Source organism: Herbaspirillum sp. NPDC087042 (assembly GCF_044745245.1).
In the GTDB taxonomy this organism is placed as follows: domain Bacteria; phylum Pseudomonadota; class Gammaproteobacteria; order Burkholderiales; family Burkholderiaceae_D; genus Herbaspirillum.
In genome coordinates this window covers 24,730-43,128 of sequence record NZ_JBIUZW010000005.1, presented here as the reverse complement: position 1 = coordinate 43,128, position 18,399 = coordinate 24,730, and the positions used below count along the sequence as shown (strand labels likewise).

Here is an 18,399-nt window from a genome sequence, read left to right as displayed (position 1 = left end):
CCGGCGGCCGCAACAGCGAGCGAGTATGATGTGGGCCATGTCAGAGTTCACTTCCCCCACCGAGCAACTGCGCGCCGAGATCGCCGCAGCGGCCGCCCGCATGATCGCCGAGGACGGCGCCGACTACGGCAGCGCCAAGCGCAAGGCCGCCCGCCAGATCCTGGGCAACCAGAAGGTACGCGGCGAGATCATGCCCGATAACGAGCAGATCGAGGAAGAAGTCCGCCTCTACAACGAACTCTTCTTTGCCGACACGCAACCGCTGCGTCTGTTGCACCTGCGCCGGGTCGCCTTGCCATTGATGCAAGACCTGCAAGCCTATCGTCCTTATATTACCGGCGCGGTCTGGAATGGCACGGCGGGTGAACATTCCGACATCCATCTGCAGCTCTTCACGCCCAGTGCCAAGGACGTGGAGATCTTCCTGCTCAACAAGAACGTGAATTTCGAGGTGGGCGAGACGCCGCACTTCCGTACCGGTCAGCCGGTGGAGACCCTGAGTTTCCTGCTGCCGCAGCGCGGTGCCGATCCCGAACTGGCGCACCTGGCCGTCTATGACGAGGACGACCTGCGTGGCAGCCTGCGCGCCGCACCGGGCAAGCGGCCCGAACGTGGCGATGCCCAGGCCCTGACCGAGCTGATCGACGCTTCCCTCAAGAAAGAAGAAGACTGATGAAAAAGCTGAGCAATCTCATCCTGTTGGCCGTGCTTGCCCTCATTTGCGTAGGTGTAGGCGTCTATGTCAGCCATCGCGCCCATCCCGCCGATAGCCCCGAGACCCTGGCCCTGAATCAGCTGCTCTCGCAATCCATGCCCGATGCCTCGGGCCAGAGCCAATCCCTGGCGCAATACAAGGGCCGGCCCCTGGTGGTCAATTTCTGGGCCACCTGGTGCGGCCCCTGCGTGGAGGAAATGCCCGAGCTGACGGCCTTGCAGCAGGAAATCGCTCCCATACAAATTCTGGGAATTGGCGTCGATAGTCAGGAAAATATCGCCAAGTTTGCGCAAAAGTACCAAATCCGCTATCCTCTCTTCGTTGCCGGAACCGGCGCCACCGATTTGCTGCGGCAATTCGGCAATCAGGCGGGCGGTCTTCCGTTCACCGCTCTGGTGGGCAAGGACGGCAAAGTCAAGAAGATCTACCTCGGTCGCCTCAAGTTCGACGAGCTGCGACAAGACATCTCCCAGTTGTAAATCTCCGCAAAACGGCAAAAAGAAAGTTTTTCTTGCCAAATGATGGCATTTGACGGCAAAATGCGCGCATCGTCGTCAAACGGAGCTTAATCTCCATGGCAAAACAGCTTCTCCTGCTCAATGGCCCGAACCTGAACCTGCTCGGGACACGGGAGCCGGAAGTCTACGGATCCACCACGCTGGCCGATATCGAAGAGCGTGCACAAGAACAGGCCCGCGCCGCCGGTGCGCGCCTGGTCGCCTTCCAGAGCAACCACGAGGGTGCCTTGATCGACCGCATCCATCAGGCCCGCAGCGAGGGCGTGGACGGCATCATCATCAATCCGGGCGGACTGACCCATACCAGCGTGGCGCTGCGCGATGCGCTGGCCGGTGTGGCCATCCCCTTCGTGGAAGTGCATATCTCCAATATCCACCAGCGCGAGGAATTCCGCCACTTTTCCTACCTGTCCGGCATCGCCCGGGCAGTCCTGTGCGGCTTCGGGGTCGACGGCTATCGCCTGGCCCTCGACTACTGGCTGCGTCAGTCCTGACAGCGGCGGGCCTGCCCGCCCCGACGGATCGCTTCACGTACTGCAAAACCCTGAGCTGGACTCGCCGGTCGCCAGAGAGCGCCGGTGCTTCTTTAACACTACACATCTACATTCCGAGGGATTCAAATGGATTTACGAAAACTCAAGACGCTGATCGACCTGGTTGCTGAATCGGCTATCGAAGAGCTGGAAGTCACCGAAGGCGAAAGCAAGGTCAGGATCGTCAAGTCCTCCCCGAATACCCAGAACCAGGTGGTGATGGTGCCGCAACAGCAAGCCTACGCCCCCGCCGCCGCGCCCCTGGCCGCAGCGCCCGTGGCTGCTGCCGCACCCGCCGCGCCGGCTGCCGCTGCCGTGCCGGAAGGCCATATCGTCAAGTCGCCCATGGTCGGTACCTTCTACCGCTCCTCGGCACCGGGCGCTCCGGCCTTCGTCGAAGTGGGCAAGGAAGTCAAGGAAGGCGATACCCTGTGCATCATCGAAGCGATGAAGCTGCTCAACGAGATCGACGCCGACAAGGGTGGCGTGGTCAAGCAGATCCTGGTGGAAAACGGCCAGCCGGTCGAATTCGGCCAGCCGCTGTTCGTGCTGGGCTGATCGCGCGCGATATCCCCGGCCTGGCCGGATCGGGTCGCCTGGCGCGGCCCGCCTCCGGAACCTATAACGCTTGATCCTAGCGACGCTTCATTCCAGTTATGTTTGAAAAAATCCTCATCGCCAACCGTGGCGAAATTGCCCTGCGTATCCAGCGCGCCTGCCGCGAATTGGGCATCAAGACCGTGGTCGTGCACTCCGAGGCCGACCGCGAAGCCAAATACGTGAAGCTGGCCGATGAGTCGGTCTGCATCGGCCCGGCACCGTCGGCGCTGTCCTACCTGAACATGCCGGCCATCATCAGCGCCGCCGAAGTGACCGATGCCCAGGCGATCCACCCGGGCTACGGTTTCCTGTCGGAAAACGCCGATTTCGCCGAACGCGTGGAAAAGTCCGGCTTCGTCTTCATCGGCCCGCGCGCGGAAAACATCCGCATGATGGGTGACAAGGTCTCGGCCAAGCAGGCCATGATCCGTGCCGGCGTGCCCTGCGTGCCGGGTTCGGAAGGCGCCCTGCCGGACAATCCCAAGGAAATCGTCCAGATCGCCCGCAAGATCGGCTATCCGGTCATCATCAAGGCCGCTGGCGGCGGTGGCGGTCGCGGCATGCGCGTGGTGCATACGGAAGCGGCGCTGATCAATGCCGTGACCATGACCAAGACGGAAGCGGGCGCGGCCTTCGGCAACCCGGAAGTCTATATGGAGAAGTATCTGGAAAATCCGCGTCACGTGGAAATCCAGATCCTGGCCGACGAGCACAAGCAAGCCATCTGGCTGGGCGAGCGCGACTGCTCCATGCAGCGCCGCCACCAGAAGGTGATCGAGGAAGCACCGGCACCGGGCATCCCGCGCAAGATCATCGAGAAGATCGGTGAACGCTGCGCCGAAGCCTGCCGCAAGATGAACTACCGTGGCGCCGGCACCTTCGAGTTCCTGTACGAGAACGAAGAGTTCTACTTCATCGAGATGAACACCCGCGTGCAGGTGGAACACCCGGTGACCGAGATGATCACCGGCGTCGATATCGTGCAGGAGCAGATCCGCATCGCCGCCGGCGAGAAGCTGCGCTACCGCCAGCGCGACATCGAGCTGAAGGGCCACGCCATCGAGTGCCGCATCAACGCCGAGGATCCGTTCAAGTTCATCCCCTCGCCGGGTCGCATCACGGCCTGGCATGTACCGGGCGGTCCTGGCATCCGCGTCGATTCGCATGCCTACTCGGGCTATTTCGTGCCGCCCAACTATGATTCCATGGTCGGCAAGGTGATCGCCTATGGCGCCACCCGCGAACAGGCCATCCGCCGTATGCAGATCGCGCTGTCGGAAATGGTGGTCGAAGGCATTTCGACCAACATCCCGCTGCACCGCGAACTGATGGTCGATGCGCGCTTCTTCGAAGGCGGAACCAATATCCATTATCTGGAACATAAGTTGTCGGAACGTCCTGCTTCCTCGGATGCCGACAAGTCCGTCAAGAAGTAAAAGCAACATCTTCGGTAATCGTAATAGCAACAGCAATAGCAAAGGCGGGCAAATGGCTTGGGTAGAAATCGTCATCGAAGTGGCGCGAAAAGAGGCGGAGGCATTGTCCGACGCCCTGATGGAGTCTGGCGCCCTGTCGGTGTCGGTGGAAGATGCGGACGAAGGGACGGACGCCGAGCGTCCGCTCTTCGGCGAGCCCGGCATGGAGCCCGAGGAAGCGGCCTGGGATCGCAGTCGCGTAGTGGCGCTGGCCGACAAGGATGCCGACCATGCCACCATCGTGACCGATGCGACCAAGGCCATCGGCCTGGACTATGCCCTGCCCTTTGCGACCCGCGACGTGGAAGAGCAGGACTGGGTGCGCCTGACGCAATCCCAGTTCGAGCCCATCCATATCGGTCGCCGTATCTGGGTGGTGCCGAGCTGGCACGATGCCCCGGCCGATCCAGATGCGCTGCTGCTGGAACTGGACCCCGGTCTGGCCTTCGGTACCGGTAGCCACCCGACTACCCGGCTGTGCATGGAATGGCTGGAGTCCAACGCCGCCAGTGCCCAGACCCTGCTGGACTACGGTTGCGGTTCGGGCATCCTGGCCCTGGTCGCGGCCAAGCTCGGCGTGCCGCAAGTGATCGGCGTGGATATCGATCCGCAAGCCCTGGAAGCGGCCAACTACAATACCGCCCGCAACCAGTGCACGGCCACCTACTACCTGCCCGAGCCCTTTGCCCAGGCGCATCCGGAAGGTGAGCGTTTCGACGTGGTGGTGGCCAACATCCTGGCCGGCCCCCTGCAGTTGATGGCGCCCATGCTGGCCGGACGCGTCCGCGCCGGCGGTGCGCTGGTACTCTCGGGCGTGCTGAGCCGCCAGGCCCAGGAAGTGATCGCCGCCTACGCGCCCTATATCGCGCTGACGGTCTGGGCCGAGCATGAAGGCTGGGTGGCGCTGGCAGGCCGCCTGCCGGAGTAATCCATGGCGTTGGCGACCCAGTGTCCGCACTGCCTGACCATCTTCAGGGTTGCCAGCGACCAGCTCAAGCTGCGCGGTGGACTGGTGCGTTGCGGCAGCTGCAGGCAAGTCTTCAATGGCAATGAATTCCTGGTCGAGCCCAGTGTCGCCGATGGCCACTACCAGCCAGTGCCAGGCAGCCATGCGCAAGCCAGCGAGCCCGCCCTGGTCGACGTGGCCGTACCGGTCACCCGTGCGGCAGCGCCAATCACTCCCGCGACCTCTCCCGCACCGGCCCCCAGACCGGCTGACAGCGTAACGCCTGCGCGCCCGCAGCAGGAACAGGAACCCGCCATACCGGCGCCTGTTCGGGCCGCCATCCCCGTCATCGCCGAACCCAAGGTCTTCCGTTCACCCGCCAGTCCCGGATACATCCCGGACCTGGGCGCACCGCTCAAGCCCGCCCCCGCCCCGGCCGTACCCTCGCCTGATGCACCGCCGGCCACGCCAGTCGAGGCCGATCCCGTTGACAGCAACGAGCACGCCGCCGATCTGGATGACGGTTTCAGCCTGGAGCCCCTGCACGCCACCGAAGAACCAGCGCATCCCGAGGATGGTGTCGCCCATGAGCAGGCCGAGGCCGATGGCGATGGCGAGGACGGCAGCGAGAGCGACGACAAGACCGACAGCGATGCCGACGAACCCGCCTTCGTCAGGCGTGCCGAGCGTCGGGCCCGCATCAGCCACATCATGAAGATGGTGATGATGATCCTGGCTGGCGTGATGGTGCCGGTGCTGTTGCTGCAATCGCTCTACTACTGGCGCAATCCGCTGGCGGTGGCGGTGCCGCAGGTACGTCCGATGCTCAACGGCATGTGCGTGGCCCTGCATTGCACGGTTGGCCTGCCGGCCGAGATCGAGCGCCTCTCGCTGGAGGCCAACGAGCTGCAGGTGGTGCCGCCCAACCAGAATGTCTACGCGCTGACGGTGGTCATGCGCAATCGCGGTGCCAGCCCGCAGGCCTGGCCGCACATCGAGCTCACACTCAACAATGACGACGAAAAGGCGGTGGTGCGACGCGTCTTCCGTCCGCGCGACTACCTGAGCGACCCGAAGCTGGCCGATACCGGCATCGGCGCCGACAGCGAACAGCAGATCAAGCTCAACTTCGAACTGAAGGATGCGCTGGTCTCGGGCTATCGCATCTATCTCTTCTACCCCTGAACGCCCCATCACCCCGGCCATACGCGCGGCCGGGGAACGCGTAAATCCTGCCATCAGGCCGCTTTTCTTCTACAATGCGGCATCTGACACTCCTTCCTGATGGTCCATCCATGAGCTCCCTGATCTGCGGTTCCCTCGCCTACGACAACATCATGCAATACGAAGGCCGCTTCGCCGAAGCGCTGCTGGCCGAGCAATTGCACAAGGTCAACGTGTCCTTCCTGGTGCCGACCATGCGCCGCGAGTTCGGTGGCTGCGCCGGCAACATCGCCTACAACCTCAAGCTGCTGGGTGGCGAGCCGGTCATCATGGCTACCGTCGGCCTGGATAGCGCGCCCTACCTGGAGCGCTTCGCCGACCTGGGCATCAGCACCCGCTGCGTGCGCCAGATCGACGCCTCCTTCACCGCGCAGTGCTTCATCACCACCGATGCCGACAGCAACCAGATCACCGCCTTCCACCCGGGCGCGATGACCTGGTCGCATGAGAACAAGGTGGCCGACGCCGGCCCGGTCAAGTTCGCCATCGTCGCCCCGGACGGCCGCGACGGCATGCTGCAGCACGCCCAGCAGGCCGCCGAGCTGAAGATCCCCCTGATCTTCGATCCGGGCCAGGGCATGCCGATGTTTGATGGCAATGACCTCAAGAACTTCATCGACCTGGCCACCTATGTCGCCGTCAATGACTACGAAGCCGAATTGCTGACTGCCCGTACCGGCCTGTCGCTGGCGCAGATCGCCGCCCGCGTGGAGGCCCTGGTGGTCACGCGCGGCGAGCTGGGCGCCGAGATCTTCGTGGGCGACAAGAAGTTCGATATCCCCTGTGTGCAGGCCGACCAGATCGCCGACCCGACCGGTTGTGGCGATGCCTTCCGCGCCGGCATGCTGTTCGGTCTCACCGAAGGCTACGACTGGGAGACCACCGGTCGCCTGGCCAGCCTGATGGGTTCGATCAAGATCGCTTCGCAAGGTCCGCAGAACCATGCGCCGTCCAAGGCGGAAATCGAAGAGCGCTTCCACAAGGCCTTCGGCTATCGCTTCGGCTGATCCACATTGCCCCTGATGCGCGAGGCGCCGGGGGCAAGACACCACCAGGAGATTGCTCATGCTGAACCTGACCGCATTGCCCCTACCGTCCTGGCGTCGCCTGGCGAGCGCATGCGCGCTGCTGGCCACGCTCTCCCACGGCAGCAGCGCCCTGGCGGCGCTCAAACCCGGCGACCCGGCACCGGACTTCTCGGCCCCGGCCTCGCTGGGTGGCCGGGTCTCGACCTTCTCGCTGGCCGATGCGCTCAAGAAGGGACCGGTGGTGCTCTACTTCTATCCGGCCGCCTTCACCACCGGCTGCACCATCGAAGCCCACCTCTTCGCCGAGGCCGTGGATCGCTACAAGGCCCTGGGCGCCACCGTCATCGGGGTGTCCAGCGACAACATCGAGACCCTCAACAAGTTCTCGGTGAGCGAATGCCGCAGCAAGTTCGCCGTGGCAGCCGACGGCGACAAGAAGATCATCAAGGCCTATGACGCCCAGTTCCTGAAAGTCACCAGCTATGCCAGCCGCACGTCCTATGTGATCACGCCGGACCATGTCATCCTCTACGAGTACACCGACATGAATCCGGAAAAGCACGTGGAGAACACCATGCAGGCGCTGGAGCAATGGGTGGCCAAGCAGAAGCACTGACGCCGCCCGCAGCCGCGCGGCCGCACCAATGAAAAGAGCCGGACGATGTCCGGCTCTTTTTTTATCTCCGCCGACGCCAGCGCGCCGGATCAGAGCAAGGCATACAGGAGGCTGCCGATCACCCGTTGCAGGATCTGCAGGAGAATCAGCAAGACCAGCGGCGACAGGTCCACGCCACCGAGCGGCGGGATGACGCGGCGCAAGGGGCGCAGCAGGGGATCATTGAGGGCGCGCACGAACGGCGCCAGCGGCGCATAGGGATTGACCCAGCTGAAGATGGCTTCGATGATCAGCGTGGCCATGAAACCATAGCAGATCCATTCCAGCAGGCGCTCCAGCGAGAGCACCAGGATAATCTTGAAGTCGAACCCCGACTGTAATCCCACCGCCGCGATGACCGCCAGCAGCACGATGATGAAGGCGCCCAGTAGGCTGGCCCAGTCATAGGCCCCGCCCGGCATGACCCGGCGCAGCGGGCGCACCAGCCAGTCCGAGAGCTGATAGACGAACTGCCCCACCGATTGCGGCGGGCGCACGCGCACCACCTGCATCCAGAAACGCAGCAGCATGACGCCAGCCAGGATGCTGGCCACGGCGTTGACGATCAACATGAAAATACTATGCAGCACAGGGATCTCCATCAATGAGAGGCAGCGCACATACTAGAGTGCATTGGCGCAATCGCCAAGTGGCGGCAGGCGGGCCTATCCACGCATATGCAGATACGCCACCGTCACCATATTGTGCCATCTCGCCGTTTTGCCAGAGTCGCGAGGGCAAATTGATCGGCCATAAAAAAACCGCTGCATGGCGCGGAGCCATACAGCGGCATTTTGTCTGACCAGGTCAGACCAGGCGCGAGCCGATCTTACGGACGGCTGGTGCCGGTCGGGAACGGCCATGCGGCTGCCGGGTTCAGCACGGTCTTGGCGGCCGGTGCTGCAGCAGCTGCCTTGGGAGCGGCTGCCTTCTTGGGAGCAGCTGCCTTCTTCGGTGCTGCGGCCTTCGGTGCTGCTGCCTTCGGAGCAGCTGCCTTAGGAGCGGCGACCTTCTTGGCGGCTGCCTTCGGAGCTGCAACCTTCTTGGCTGCTGCGGCCTTCGGTGCTGCTGCCTTGGGAGCGGCGACCTTCTTGGCGGCTGCCTTCGGAGCTGCAACCTTCTTTGCTGCTGCTGCCTTCGGTGCGGCTGCCTTCTTTGCTGCTGCCTTCGGAGCTGCAACCTTCTTGGCGGCTGCCTTCGGAGCGGCGACCTTCTTGGCGGCTGCGGCCTTCGGTGCTGCAACCTTCTTGGCGGCGACCGGCTTCTTGGCAGCGACTGCCTTCTTCGGTGCTGCTGCCTTCTTGGCGGCGACCGGCTTCTTGGCGGCGACTGCCTTCTTCGGTGCTGCTGCCTTCTTGGCGGCTGCCGGCTTGGCGGCGACCTTGGTTGCCACAGCCTTCTTCGGAGCAGCGGCCTTCTTCGGCGCTGCAGCCTTCTTGGCGGCTGCCGGCTTGGCGGCGGCCTTGGCTACGGTCTTCTTGGCGGCTGCCGCGACGACCTTCTTGGTGGTTTCCTTAGCGGCTGCTGCCTTCTTTGCCGCCGGCTTCTTGGCCGCGGGCTTCTTTGCTGCTGTTGCCATTTTGTTTCTCCTTCTTCACGTGAATGGAAAAAATCAAGCTTGATATAAGCAACCCGCAAGCGACATCGCGATGACGCGTGCGAGCTATTCATCGGCACAAGCAGCCTGTCGCTTGCGCTAATGAATTCGGCACCAGCTGAACTGCTGCATCCCCTCACCTATGCAGCGCTTCAGCTATCTTGGCGACGCCCCTCCGGTAGTGCCCGCGCAATGGCGCAGGATGAAGTCGACTACGGGAGCAGGCGCGACACCAAAAAAAACGCCAGCGTGTTCAAACGCTAGCGTCGGAATCGCGTTCCTGAAAAACCTGGTTTTTCAAAGGAAAAGCCGCCTGACCCGACAACATGGGGTTAAGCGGCGATAACAGAGAAGAATGGTTCGGTCTCTGGTTGTTCATTAATTTGGCGTTTGCCTTTCCGTTTCAGCAGCCGGGTATCTTGCAAGCTACCCGACTGCCGTTGTGCATCATGTCTCGCTGAAGAGTACTTCGAGACTGCACGTCATTCCCAACTCAACGCGCCCCCGGTCTGGTATTCGATCACTCGAGTCTCGAAGAAGTTGCGCTCCTTCTTCAAGTCGATCATCTCGCTCATCCAGGGGAACGGATTTTCTTCTTGTGCGAACAGCGGGTCCAATCCGATTTGCTGTGCGCGGCGGTTTGCGATGAATCGCAGGTAGCCCTTGAACATCGGTGCGTTCAACCCTAGCACACCTCGCGGCATTGTATCCTCTGCGTAACGATATTCCAACTCCACCGCGCGTAAAAACAACGATTTGATCTCGTCGCGGAACTCCGGAGTCCACAGGTGCGGATTCTCCATCTTCACGGTGTTGATCAGGTCGATGCCGAAGTTGCAGTGCATCGATTCGTCACGCAGGATGTACTGGTACTGCTCGGCCGCGCCCATCATCTTGTTCTGGCGACCCAGCGCGAGGATCTGCGTGAAGCCGACGTAGAAGAACAGGCCTTCCATGATGCAGGCGAAGACGATCAGCGAGCGCAGCAGCTTCTGGTCGTTTTCCATCGTGCCGGTCTTGAACTCGGGATCGGTCAGCGTATCGATGAAGGGGATCAGGAACTCGTCCTTGTCACGGATCGAAGCGACCTCGTGATAGGCGTTGAAGATCTCGGCTTCGTCCAGGCCCAGCGACTCCACGATGTACTGGTAGGCGTGGGTGTGGATGGCTTCTTCAAAAGCCTGGCGCAGCAGGTACTGGCGGCACTCGGGTGCGGTGATGTGGCGATAGGTGCCCAGCACGATGTTGTTGGCGGCCAGCGAGTCGGCGGTGACGAAGAAGCCCAGGTTGCGCTTGACCAGACGGCGCTCGTCGTCGGTCAGGCCGTTGGGGTTCTTCCACAGCTCGATGTCGCGCTGCATGTTGATCTCTTGCGGCATCCAGTGGTTGGCGCAGCCGGCCAGGTACTTGTCCCAGGCCCACTTGTACTTGAAGGGGACCAACTGGTTGACGTCGGTGTGGCCGTTGATGATGCGCTTGTCGGCGGCGTTGACGCGGCGGGTGGTATCGACTGCGCCGGCGTTGCCAGTCATCAGCGCCGGGTTCAGCGCGGCGTCGGCATGTTGCGGATTGCCGAAGGCGGCTTGCAGCTGCGGCTGCATGTTCGGGGTGCGCGGCGCTTGGGCCGGCTTGGTTTCATCATCCCAGGAAAGCATCAGTGGTTCCTCTTTGCTTGGTCGGTGGCCGCGCGGTGCTCATTGACCGTGGCGGCCGGGTCTCTATCAGGTGACAACGGCGCATCCGGTGGAGTTCACCGCGATGCGCCGGCTATGGTGGGTGGACCCGGAGAGTCTATCTGCTGCGGCCGGTGAGGATCTTGATCATCCTCATCGACTGGCGAGATCCGCTCCCGGGTCTGGCCTGGCTTGTTACTGGCAGGCCTCGCACTCTTCGAAGCCCGGATCGCCCGGACGCATGGTGCAGACCGGGCCATCGGCGTCGATGGAAGCACCCGGGTTGGGCATCACGTAGGCAGCCGAGGTGCTGGCGGCCGAGGCGATCGGCGCAGCCGGCACCGCGGTCGCGGCAGACATGCCACCGGCACCGCCATCCACGGCCACGGCGTTCAACGCACCGGCACGGGAAGTGGACTTCTCGGTGTGGGTAGCGCCGATGGTGCGCAGGTAGTAGGTGGTCTTCAGACCGCGCAGCCATGCCAGCTTGTAGGTCTCGTCCAGGCGCTTGCCGGAAGCACCGGCCATGTAGATGTTGAGCGACTGGGCCTGGTCGATCCACTTCTGGCGACGCGAGGCGGCTTCCACCAGCCAGGACGGATCCACTTCGAAGGCGGTGGCGTAGATATCGCGCAGGTCTTGCGGGATGCGGTCGATCTTGGCCAGGCTGCCGTCGAAATACTTCAGGTCGGCGATCATCACTTCATCCCACAGGCCACGGGCCTTCAGGTCGCGTACCAGGTACTCGTTGATTTCGGTGAATTCGCCCGACAGGTTCGACTTCACGTACAGGTTCTGGTAGGTCGGCTCGATGCAAGCCGACACGCCGATGATGTTGGAGATGGTCGCCGTCGGGGCGATGGCCACGCAGTTGGAGTTGCGCATGCCGTGCTCGGCGATGCGTGCACGCAGGGCGGTCCAGTCCAGGGTCTCGGTGCTGTCGGTTTCCAGGTAGCCACCGCGTTCCTGGGCCAGCAGCTTCAGGGAATCCTGCGGCAGGATGCCGCGATCCCACAGCGAGCCACGGTAGGAGGCGTAGCGGCCACGTTCCTGGGCCAGCTCGGTCGAGGCCAGGTAGGCGTAGTAGCAGACGGCTTCCATGGAGCGATCGGCGAACTCCACCGCATCCATCGAGGCGTAAGGCACGCGCTTGATGTGCAGGCAGTCCTGGAAGCCCATGATGCCCATGCCCACCGGACGGTGACGCAGGTTGGAATCACGTGCCTTCTTGACGGCGTAGTAGTTGATGTCGATGACGTTGTCCAGCATGCGCATGGCGGTACGGACCGTCTTTTGCAGCTTGGCATGATCCAGCTCGCCATTGACCAGGTGCGCCGGCAGGTTGACCGAACCCAGGTTGCACACCGCGATTTCGCTCTCGTTGGTGTTCAGGGTGATCTCGGTGCACAGGTTGGAGCTGTGGACCACGCCCACGTGCTGCTGGGGCGAACGGATGTTGCAAGGATCCTTGAAGGTGATCCAGGGGTGGCCGGTCTCGAAGAGCATGGACAGCATCTTGCGCCACAGGTCGTTGGCCTGGACCTTCTTGAACAGCTTCAGCTCGCCGCTGGCGGCCTTGGCTTCATAGCCGGTGTAGGCTTCTTCGAAGGCGCGACCGAACTTGTCGTGCAGGTCCGGGGTGTCGGAAGGCGAGAACAGGGTCCATTCGCCCTTTTCCATCACGCGCTTCATGAACAGGTCGGGAATCCAGTTCGCGGTGTTCATGTCGTGGGTGCGGCGGCGATCGTCGCCGGTGTTCTTGCGCAGTTCGAGGAATTCCTCGATGTCCATGTGCCAGGTTTCCAGGTAGGCGCAGACCGCGCCCTTGCGCTTGCCGCCCTGGTTGACCGCCACGGCGGTATCGTTGACCACCTTCAGGAAGGGGACCACGCCTTGCGACTTGCCGTTGGTGCCCTTGATGTGGGCGCCCAGGGCGCGCACCGGGGTCCAGTCATTGCCCAGGCCGCCGGCGAACTTGGCCAGCAGGGCGTTTTCCTTGATGGCTTCGTAGATGCCGTCCAGATCGTCGGCCACCGTGGTCAGGTAGCAGGACGACAGCTGCGAACGCTGGGTGCCCGAGTTGAACAGGGTCGGGGTCGAGCTCATGAAGTCGAAGGACGACAGCAGGTCGTAGAACTCGATGGCGCGGGTTTCGCGGTCGATCTCGTTCAATGCCAGGCCCATGGCCACGCGCATGTAGAAAGCCTGCGGCATTTCGATGCGGGTACCGCGGATGTGCAGGAAGTAGCGGTCATACAGGGTCTGCAGGCCGATGTAGCCGAATTGCAGGTCGCGCTCGGGCTTGATGGCGGCAGCCAGCTTGGCCAGGTCGAACTGGGCCAGCTTGGTGTCCAGCAGCTCGGCGTCGATACCCTTCTTGACGTACTGCGGGAAGTACTCCAGGTACTCGGCCGGGGCGTCAGCCTGGGCCACTTCCTTGCCGAAGACTTCCTTGCGGATGGTGTGCATCAGCAGACGCGAGGTCACCTGGCTGTAGGCAGGGTCCTTTTCCATCAGCGCGCGGGCAGCCAGGATGGCGGACTTGTACAGTTCTTCGACGGGAACGCCGTCGTACAGGTTCTTGACGGTCTCGGCCAGGATGGCTTCGCCATCGACGTGACCGTCCAGGCCCACGCAGGCGGCGCTGATCAGGGCGCGCACTTCATTGATGTCCAGCGGACGGCTGCGGCCGTCTTCGGTCACGTGCAGTTGCGGGGCAGCCACTTCAGTCTTGGTGGCGGCGCCTTGCTGGGCACGCTCTTCCATGCGCTTGGCGCGGTACAGCACGTAGGCACGGGCCACGTCATGCTCGCCCGAACGCATCAGGGCCAGCTCGACCTGGTCCTGGATGTCTTCAATATGGAAAGTACCGCCGGTGGGCTGGCGACGCACCAGCGCCGACACCACGTTGGTGGTCAGTTGCTCGACCATCTCGCGCACGCGCGCCGAGGCCGCACCCTGGCCGCCGTTGACGGCCAGGAAGGCCTTGGTCACGGCGATGGAGATCTTGGACGGTTCGAAACCGACCACCGCGCCATTGCGGCGGATGATGCGGTATTCACCCAGGCCGGCGGACTGGGGAACGACGGCCTGGCCGTCGACGGAGCCTTCCAGCTCAGCGGCGGAACCGCCGAAGGTGGCAGGAGATTTGACGGAAATTTCTTGGGTTGAGCGCACTTAGCCTCCTAGATACATGAGCGAGGCAACCGACACGGTTGCCCCAGTTTGCTAAATCAGGATCCCGACCTGCACGGGATCCGCGAACGACGGCAGCGTCCACAATGACCATCCCTTGACGGACATTCATGCTGACGCAAAAAACTGCTTGAAACTGATGAGTAGAGCGACGGAATAAGAAGGGGGAACCGGGGGCGTTGTCGTACTTGGTTACTGCCTCGCCGGTCTTGCGCCCTCTGAAGCACTGCCAGTGCGGGCCTCTGTGGATGAAGACCCGCGTACAAAAATAAGTTCACCAGAACACTACATCTAGTATCAAAACATCGATTGAGACTAATTCTAGTGGCCCATCTAGGCAGATGCAACCGCTATTTCTAGAATTTTTCTACTGCTCACGCTTGACTTTTGTGAACGCCAGAGGGGAAGCGCAATTGCGCCGGGTTAATAATTTGCAGCAATTCCTGGCGGTAGCGATCCCAGTCGAAGAAGGGACCGGGGTCGGTCTTGCGCACCGGAGCGATGTGTTCGTGACCGGCCACGGCGGCCAGACCGTAGCGCGTTACCAGCGCCCGGGACAGCTGCAGCAGGGCCTCGTACTGGGCCTCGGTGAAGGGTTCGAAGTCGGTCCCCTCCATCTCGATGCCGATGGAAAAGTCATTGCAGCGCTCGCGGCCGTCGAACACCGACACCCCGGCATGCCAGGCGCGGCGGTGGGCGGCCACGAACTGCACCAGCGTGCCATCGCGGCGGACCAGGAAGTGGGCCGACACCCGCAGCGGCCGCAACTGCTCGAAATAGGGGTGGGCCGCGTAGTCGAGCCGGTTGCAAAACAGGTCTGCTATATAAGAGCCGCCAAATTCACCGGGAGGCAGGCTGATGTTGTGGATCACCAGCAGATCGGTGATGGCGCCCTCGGGCCGCTCGTCGCAATTGGGCGAGGGCTCGCGCCGGGCGGCGCTGCACCAGCCGTCGCCATCGATGATGCAGGCTGCAGCCTCAGGGGTGGGACGGTCCATGGCGGCTCAGAAGGAAGCCAGGCGGCGATGCTCTTCCGAGCAGTAATGGGCGCCCGACGCGTGTACCACCGCCTCGGAGACGGGGAAATGGATGCCGCAGTGGGCGCACTGCACCATGGTCTCGGCACCGCCATCGGAACTGCGACGCGAGCGCGACGACTTGGGCTGCGGCATGCCCGGCTCGGCCTTGGCGTCGGCGCTATCGCTGCCGGCCAGCATGGACTTCTTGGCGCGCTGGAACCACACCACCACGGCCAGCAACACCACCAGCCAGATCAGATATTTCATGTCAGTACCCGATGCAGCACGACTTCAAGCACGAACCGGCTGCCAACATATGCCAATAAAAGGATGGCGAAGCCGGCCAGCGTGAAGCTCAGCGCGGTGCGCCCCCGCCATCCCTGCCAGCGACGGCCGGCCAGGAGCAGGCCGAACAGCAGCCAGGACATCATGGTGAAGACCGTCTTGTGGTCCCACTTGAAGGGTGTCCCGAACAACTGCTCGGAGAAAACCACGCCCGACAGCACCGTCAGCGTCAGCAAGGTGAAGCCGAAGGCGATCAGGCGGAACAACAATCTTTCCATCGTCAGCAGCGCCGGCAGGCGATCCAGCGCCAGCGCGAACCAGCCGGACTGGGCCGCCGGCCCGGGCCGGGTATGCAGGCGCGACTCCTGCAGCACCATCAGCACGGCGTGGAAGGCGGCGATGGTGAGGGTGCTATAGGCCAGGATGGAGATGGCGATATGCGCCAGGAACCAGTCCGACTTGCCGGTCAGCGCCACCATGTTGCCGGGGAAGAGGCTGGGCAGCACCACCGCCACCGCCGCCACCGGCAGCACCAGCACGCGCATGCTGTCGAGCGAGAAGTTGCGGTTTTCCAGCCAGTAGGCGGCCACCGAGATCCACAGGGTGGACGACAGCATCACCGCAAAGCCCACCCGCAGGGCGTCGACCGCGAACATGTCCGACAGCAGCGCACCGCCGTGCAGCACCCAGCCGGCCACGATGCCCAGCGAAATCGGCAGGCGCCGTTGCGAGGGCAGGAAGGCGCAGGCCAGGTAGAGCAGCGCAGCCAGGAGGAAAAAATAGGTTTGCATCGGCCAAGTTTACACTATCTCGGGGTCCGGCCCGGTTGAGCCAGGTCGGCAGGGGCGCGGATTTTACACCCGCACTGTCCCCCGTCAAGCCAGCACGGCGGGAAAACCTGCCGTGCTGGCTTGACCGGAAGCGCCCGGCCTCAGTCCACCGCCGCCGCCTTCATCTCGGCATTGTGGTGGCGCTGCTGCTCTTCCATCACCAGTTGCCCCAGCTCGCGCTTCAAGGCATTGAACTGGGGATCGGCCGGATCGCGCAGGCGCGGCAGGTTCACCAGCATGTCGCGCTTGACCGTGCCCGGACGGTAGGTCATGACCACGATGCGGTCGGCCAGGTAGATGGCTTCCTCGATGCTGTGGGTGACGAAGACGATGGTCTTCCTGAACTCGTCCCAGATGCGCAGCAGCTCATCCTGCAGGTTGCGACGGGTCAGGGCATCGAGGGCACCGAAGGGCTCGTCCATGAGCATGATGGGTGAGTCCAGCGCCAGCACCCGGGCGATCGCCACGCGCTGGCGCATGCCGCCGGAGAGATCCTTGGGGAAGCGGGTACGGAAGTCGATCAGGCCCAGCTTGTCCAGCAACTGGGTCACGCGCTGGCCGATCTCGGCCTTGGGCATGCCCTTGATCTCCAGGCCGAAGGCGACGTTCTGCTCCACCGTCATCCACGGAAACAGCGCGTACTCCTGGAACACCATGCCCCGGTCCGGTCCCGGCTCGGTCACCACCCGGCCATCGGTGGCGATCTGCCCGGACGACGGCAGGGCAAAACCGGCAATGGCGTTCAGGAGCGTCGACTTGCCGCAACCGGACGGCCCCAGCAGGCAGACGAACTGGCCATCGGGGATGTCCAGGTTGATATCCTTCAAGGCCACGACCTCACGGTCGTCGGTCTTGAAGACCTTGTGCACACCCTCGATACGGATGCGCGGCGAAGAAATGGCTTGATTCATGGGTCAGTTCTCCAGCCCGCGATGCCAGCGCAGCATATAGTTATTGAGGCGGCTCATGCCCAGGTCGATCGCCAGGCCCAGGAGGCCAATGGTGATCATGCCGGCGATGATCTTGTCGGACCAGAAATACTCGCGCGCCTCCATGATGCGGAAACCCAGGCCATTGCTCACCGCGATCATCTCGGCCACGATCACCACGATGAAGGCCGTGCCGATGCCGATGCGCACCCCCGAGAGGATGTATGGGACGGACGCCGGCAGCATCACCCGCAGGAACAGCGTGGACTGGCTGGCCCCCAGGTTGCGCGCGGCACGCAGGTAGATGCTGTCGACCTGGCGCACCCCGGCGATGGTATTCATCAGCACCGGGAAGAAGGCCCCCAGCGAGATCAGGAACAGCGCCGGCGGATTGCCCAGCCCGAACCACAGGATGGCCAGCGGGATGTAGGCGATCGGCGGGATCGGCCGGATCACCTGGACGGTGAGGTTCATCAGCCCGTAGATGCGCTGGCTGGACCCCATCAGCAGGCCCAGCGGCAGGGCCAGGCCGGCACCGATGAGGAAGCCCGCGACCACCCGATAGAGGCTGCCGATGGCATCCATCACCAGCTCACCCGAAAAGGCCCAGGCCAGCCAGCTGCCGGCCTCGGGGTCATAGGGCTTCATGGGGGTGGCGTATTCCGCCCATTTCTTCAGTACCGCGCAGGGCGAGGGCAGGATCTGCGGGTTGATCCAGCCAGCCCGCGAAGCGCCCTCCCACAAGGCGATCACCACCAGCGGCACCAGCAAACCCTGCAGGAAGCCGCCATGCTTGTTCTTTGCCATCAGACCGTCCCCTTACTTGAGGTTCATGCTCTTCTTGGCCTGCTCCAGCAGATCGGTCTTCACCCAATCCTTGGCCACCGGCGGCTTGGCCATCTTGCCGGTGCCGTACTTGGCCATGGTGTCGGTGGTGATCTGGATGTGCTCGGCGGTGATGTCGTAGGCGTAGGGTGAGTTGCCGATGGCATCATAGAAGTCTTCCTTGGTGATCTGGTTCTTGAAGATCACCTCGCGCACGTACTTCTCGGCCACTTCCGGCTTGTCGATGAAGGTCTTGGTCGCCTCCAGGAAGCAGCGCATGAACTTCTCGGCCAGCGGGCGCTTCTCGTTGTAGAACTTCTCGGTCATCACCATGGTGCGGTAGGGCTCGCCG

General features: G+C 63.0%; 18 protein-coding genes and 1 pseudogene. 9 read left to right on the top strand and 10 right to left on the bottom strand.

Annotated features, from left to right (window positions below):
- Positions 1-28 precede the first annotated feature (28 nt).
- The 9 genes from ACIPHN_RS08805 to ACIPHN_RS08765 all read left to right on the top strand — a co-directional run bounded on the left by ACIPHN_RS08805 (position 29) and on the right by ACIPHN_RS08765 (position 7,655).
- Positions 29-673 carry a hypothetical protein gene (locus tag ACIPHN_RS08805; protein WP_400435695.1) on the top strand — a complete coding sequence of 215 codons (645 nt, stop codon included), beginning with the start codon at positions 29-31 and terminating at the stop codon, positions 671-673.
- On the top strand, positions 673-1,194 hold the full coding sequence (locus ACIPHN_RS08800; RefSeq protein WP_400435297.1) for a TlpA family protein disulfide reductase: 522 nt from the start codon (positions 673-675) through the stop codon (positions 1,192-1,194). Before ACIPHN_RS08805 ends, ACIPHN_RS08800 begins: the two co-directional genes overlap by 1 nt.
- 95 nt (positions 1,195-1,289) lie before the next feature.
- Positions 1,290-1,727, top strand: a complete 438-nt coding sequence (gene aroQ, locus ACIPHN_RS08795) for a type II 3-dehydroquinate dehydratase (RefSeq protein WP_198983632.1) — start codon at positions 1,290-1,292, stop codon at positions 1,725-1,727.
- Positions 1,728-1,853: 126 nt separating this feature from the next.
- Positions 1,854-2,324: an acetyl-CoA carboxylase biotin carboxyl carrier protein gene (gene accB, locus ACIPHN_RS08790; protein ID WP_400435294.1), complete on the top strand. Its 471-nt coding sequence runs from the start codon at positions 1,854-1,856 to the stop codon at positions 2,322-2,324.
- Positions 2,325-2,422: 98 nt separating this feature from the next.
- Positions 2,423-3,802, top strand: a complete 1,380-nt coding sequence (gene accC, locus ACIPHN_RS08785; protein ID WP_400435292.1) for an acetyl-CoA carboxylase biotin carboxylase subunit — start codon at positions 2,423-2,425, stop codon at positions 3,800-3,802.
- Between the two features lie 52 nt (positions 3,803-3,854).
- Entirely contained in the window at positions 3,855-4,769 is a 915-nt protein-coding gene (gene prmA / locus ACIPHN_RS08780; protein ID WP_400435290.1) for a 50S ribosomal protein L11 methyltransferase, read from the top strand.
- A 3-nt stretch (positions 4,770-4,772) separates the two neighbouring features.
- Entirely contained in the window at positions 4,773-5,972 is a 1,200-nt protein-coding gene (locus tag ACIPHN_RS08775; RefSeq protein WP_400435288.1) for a DUF3426 domain-containing protein, read from the top strand.
- Positions 5,973-6,082: 110 nt separating this feature from the next.
- Positions 6,083-7,018, top strand: coding sequence for a carbohydrate kinase family protein (locus tag ACIPHN_RS08770; RefSeq protein WP_400435286.1), 936 nt, complete (start codon positions 6,083-6,085; stop codon positions 7,016-7,018).
- 58 nt (positions 7,019-7,076) lie between these two features.
- Positions 7,077-7,655, top strand: coding sequence for a peroxiredoxin (locus tag ACIPHN_RS08765; RefSeq protein WP_400435284.1), 579 nt, complete (start codon positions 7,077-7,079; stop codon positions 7,653-7,655).
- An 89-nt stretch (positions 7,656-7,744) separates the two neighbouring features.
- Here ACIPHN_RS08765 and ACIPHN_RS08760 read toward each other — a convergent pair whose 3' ends face one another.
- The 10 genes and pseudogenes from ACIPHN_RS08760 to ACIPHN_RS08715 form a co-directional block, all read right to left on the bottom strand.
- Positions 7,745-8,284 carry a YggT family protein gene (locus tag ACIPHN_RS08760; RefSeq protein ID WP_400435282.1) on the bottom strand — a complete coding sequence of 180 codons (540 nt, stop codon included), beginning with the start codon at positions 8,282-8,284 and terminating at the stop codon, positions 7,745-7,747.
- A 239-nt stretch (positions 8,285-8,523) separates the two neighbouring features.
- Positions 8,524-9,273: a histone H1-like repetitive region-containing protein gene (locus ACIPHN_RS08755; protein WP_400435280.1), complete on the bottom strand. Its 750-nt coding sequence runs from the start codon at positions 9,271-9,273 to the stop codon at positions 8,524-8,526.
- A gap of 500 nt (positions 9,274-9,773) precedes the next feature.
- The gene (locus ACIPHN_RS08750; RefSeq protein WP_400435278.1) at positions 9,774-10,946 is read right to left on the bottom strand and encodes a ribonucleotide-diphosphate reductase subunit beta; all 1,173 of its coding nucleotides are present in this window, start codon (positions 10,944-10,946) and stop codon (positions 9,774-9,776) included.
- Positions 10,947-11,159: 213 nt separating this feature from the next.
- Positions 11,160-14,141 carry a ribonucleoside-diphosphate reductase subunit alpha gene (locus tag ACIPHN_RS08745; RefSeq protein WP_400435276.1) on the bottom strand — a complete coding sequence of 994 codons (2,982 nt, stop codon included), beginning with the start codon at positions 14,139-14,141 and terminating at the stop codon, positions 11,160-11,162.
- A gap of 392 nt (positions 14,142-14,533) precedes the next feature.
- Complete coding sequence (gene ampD, locus ACIPHN_RS08740) at positions 14,534-15,157, bottom strand: 1,6-anhydro-N-acetylmuramyl-L-alanine amidase AmpD (protein ID WP_400435274.1); 624 nt, start codon at positions 15,155-15,157, stop codon at positions 14,534-14,536.
- 6 nt (positions 15,158-15,163) lie between these two features.
- Positions 15,164-15,445, bottom strand: a complete 282-nt coding sequence (locus ACIPHN_RS08735) for a PP0621 family protein (protein WP_400435272.1) — start codon at positions 15,443-15,445, stop codon at positions 15,164-15,166.
- Positions 15,442-16,254 (bottom strand): inner membrane protein YpjD, encoded by an 813-nt coding sequence (locus tag ACIPHN_RS08730; RefSeq protein ID WP_400435270.1) that lies wholly within the window; start codon positions 16,252-16,254, stop codon positions 15,442-15,444. Before ACIPHN_RS08730 ends, ACIPHN_RS08735 begins: the two co-directional genes overlap by 4 nt.
- A gap of 140 nt (positions 16,255-16,394) precedes the next feature.
- Positions 16,395-17,204, bottom strand: coding sequence for an ABC transporter ATP-binding protein (locus ACIPHN_RS08725; RefSeq protein WP_400435268.1), 810 nt, complete (start codon positions 17,202-17,204; stop codon positions 16,395-16,397).
- 3 nt (positions 17,205-17,207) lie between these two features.
- On the bottom strand, positions 17,208-18,029 hold the full coding sequence (locus ACIPHN_RS08720; protein WP_400435266.1) for an ABC transporter permease: 822 nt from the start codon (positions 18,027-18,029) through the stop codon (positions 17,208-17,210).
- A gap of 12 nt (positions 18,030-18,041) precedes the next feature.
- Positions 18,042-18,399: pseudogene (locus ACIPHN_RS08715) on the bottom strand (ABC transporter substrate-binding protein); the annotation flags it as partial.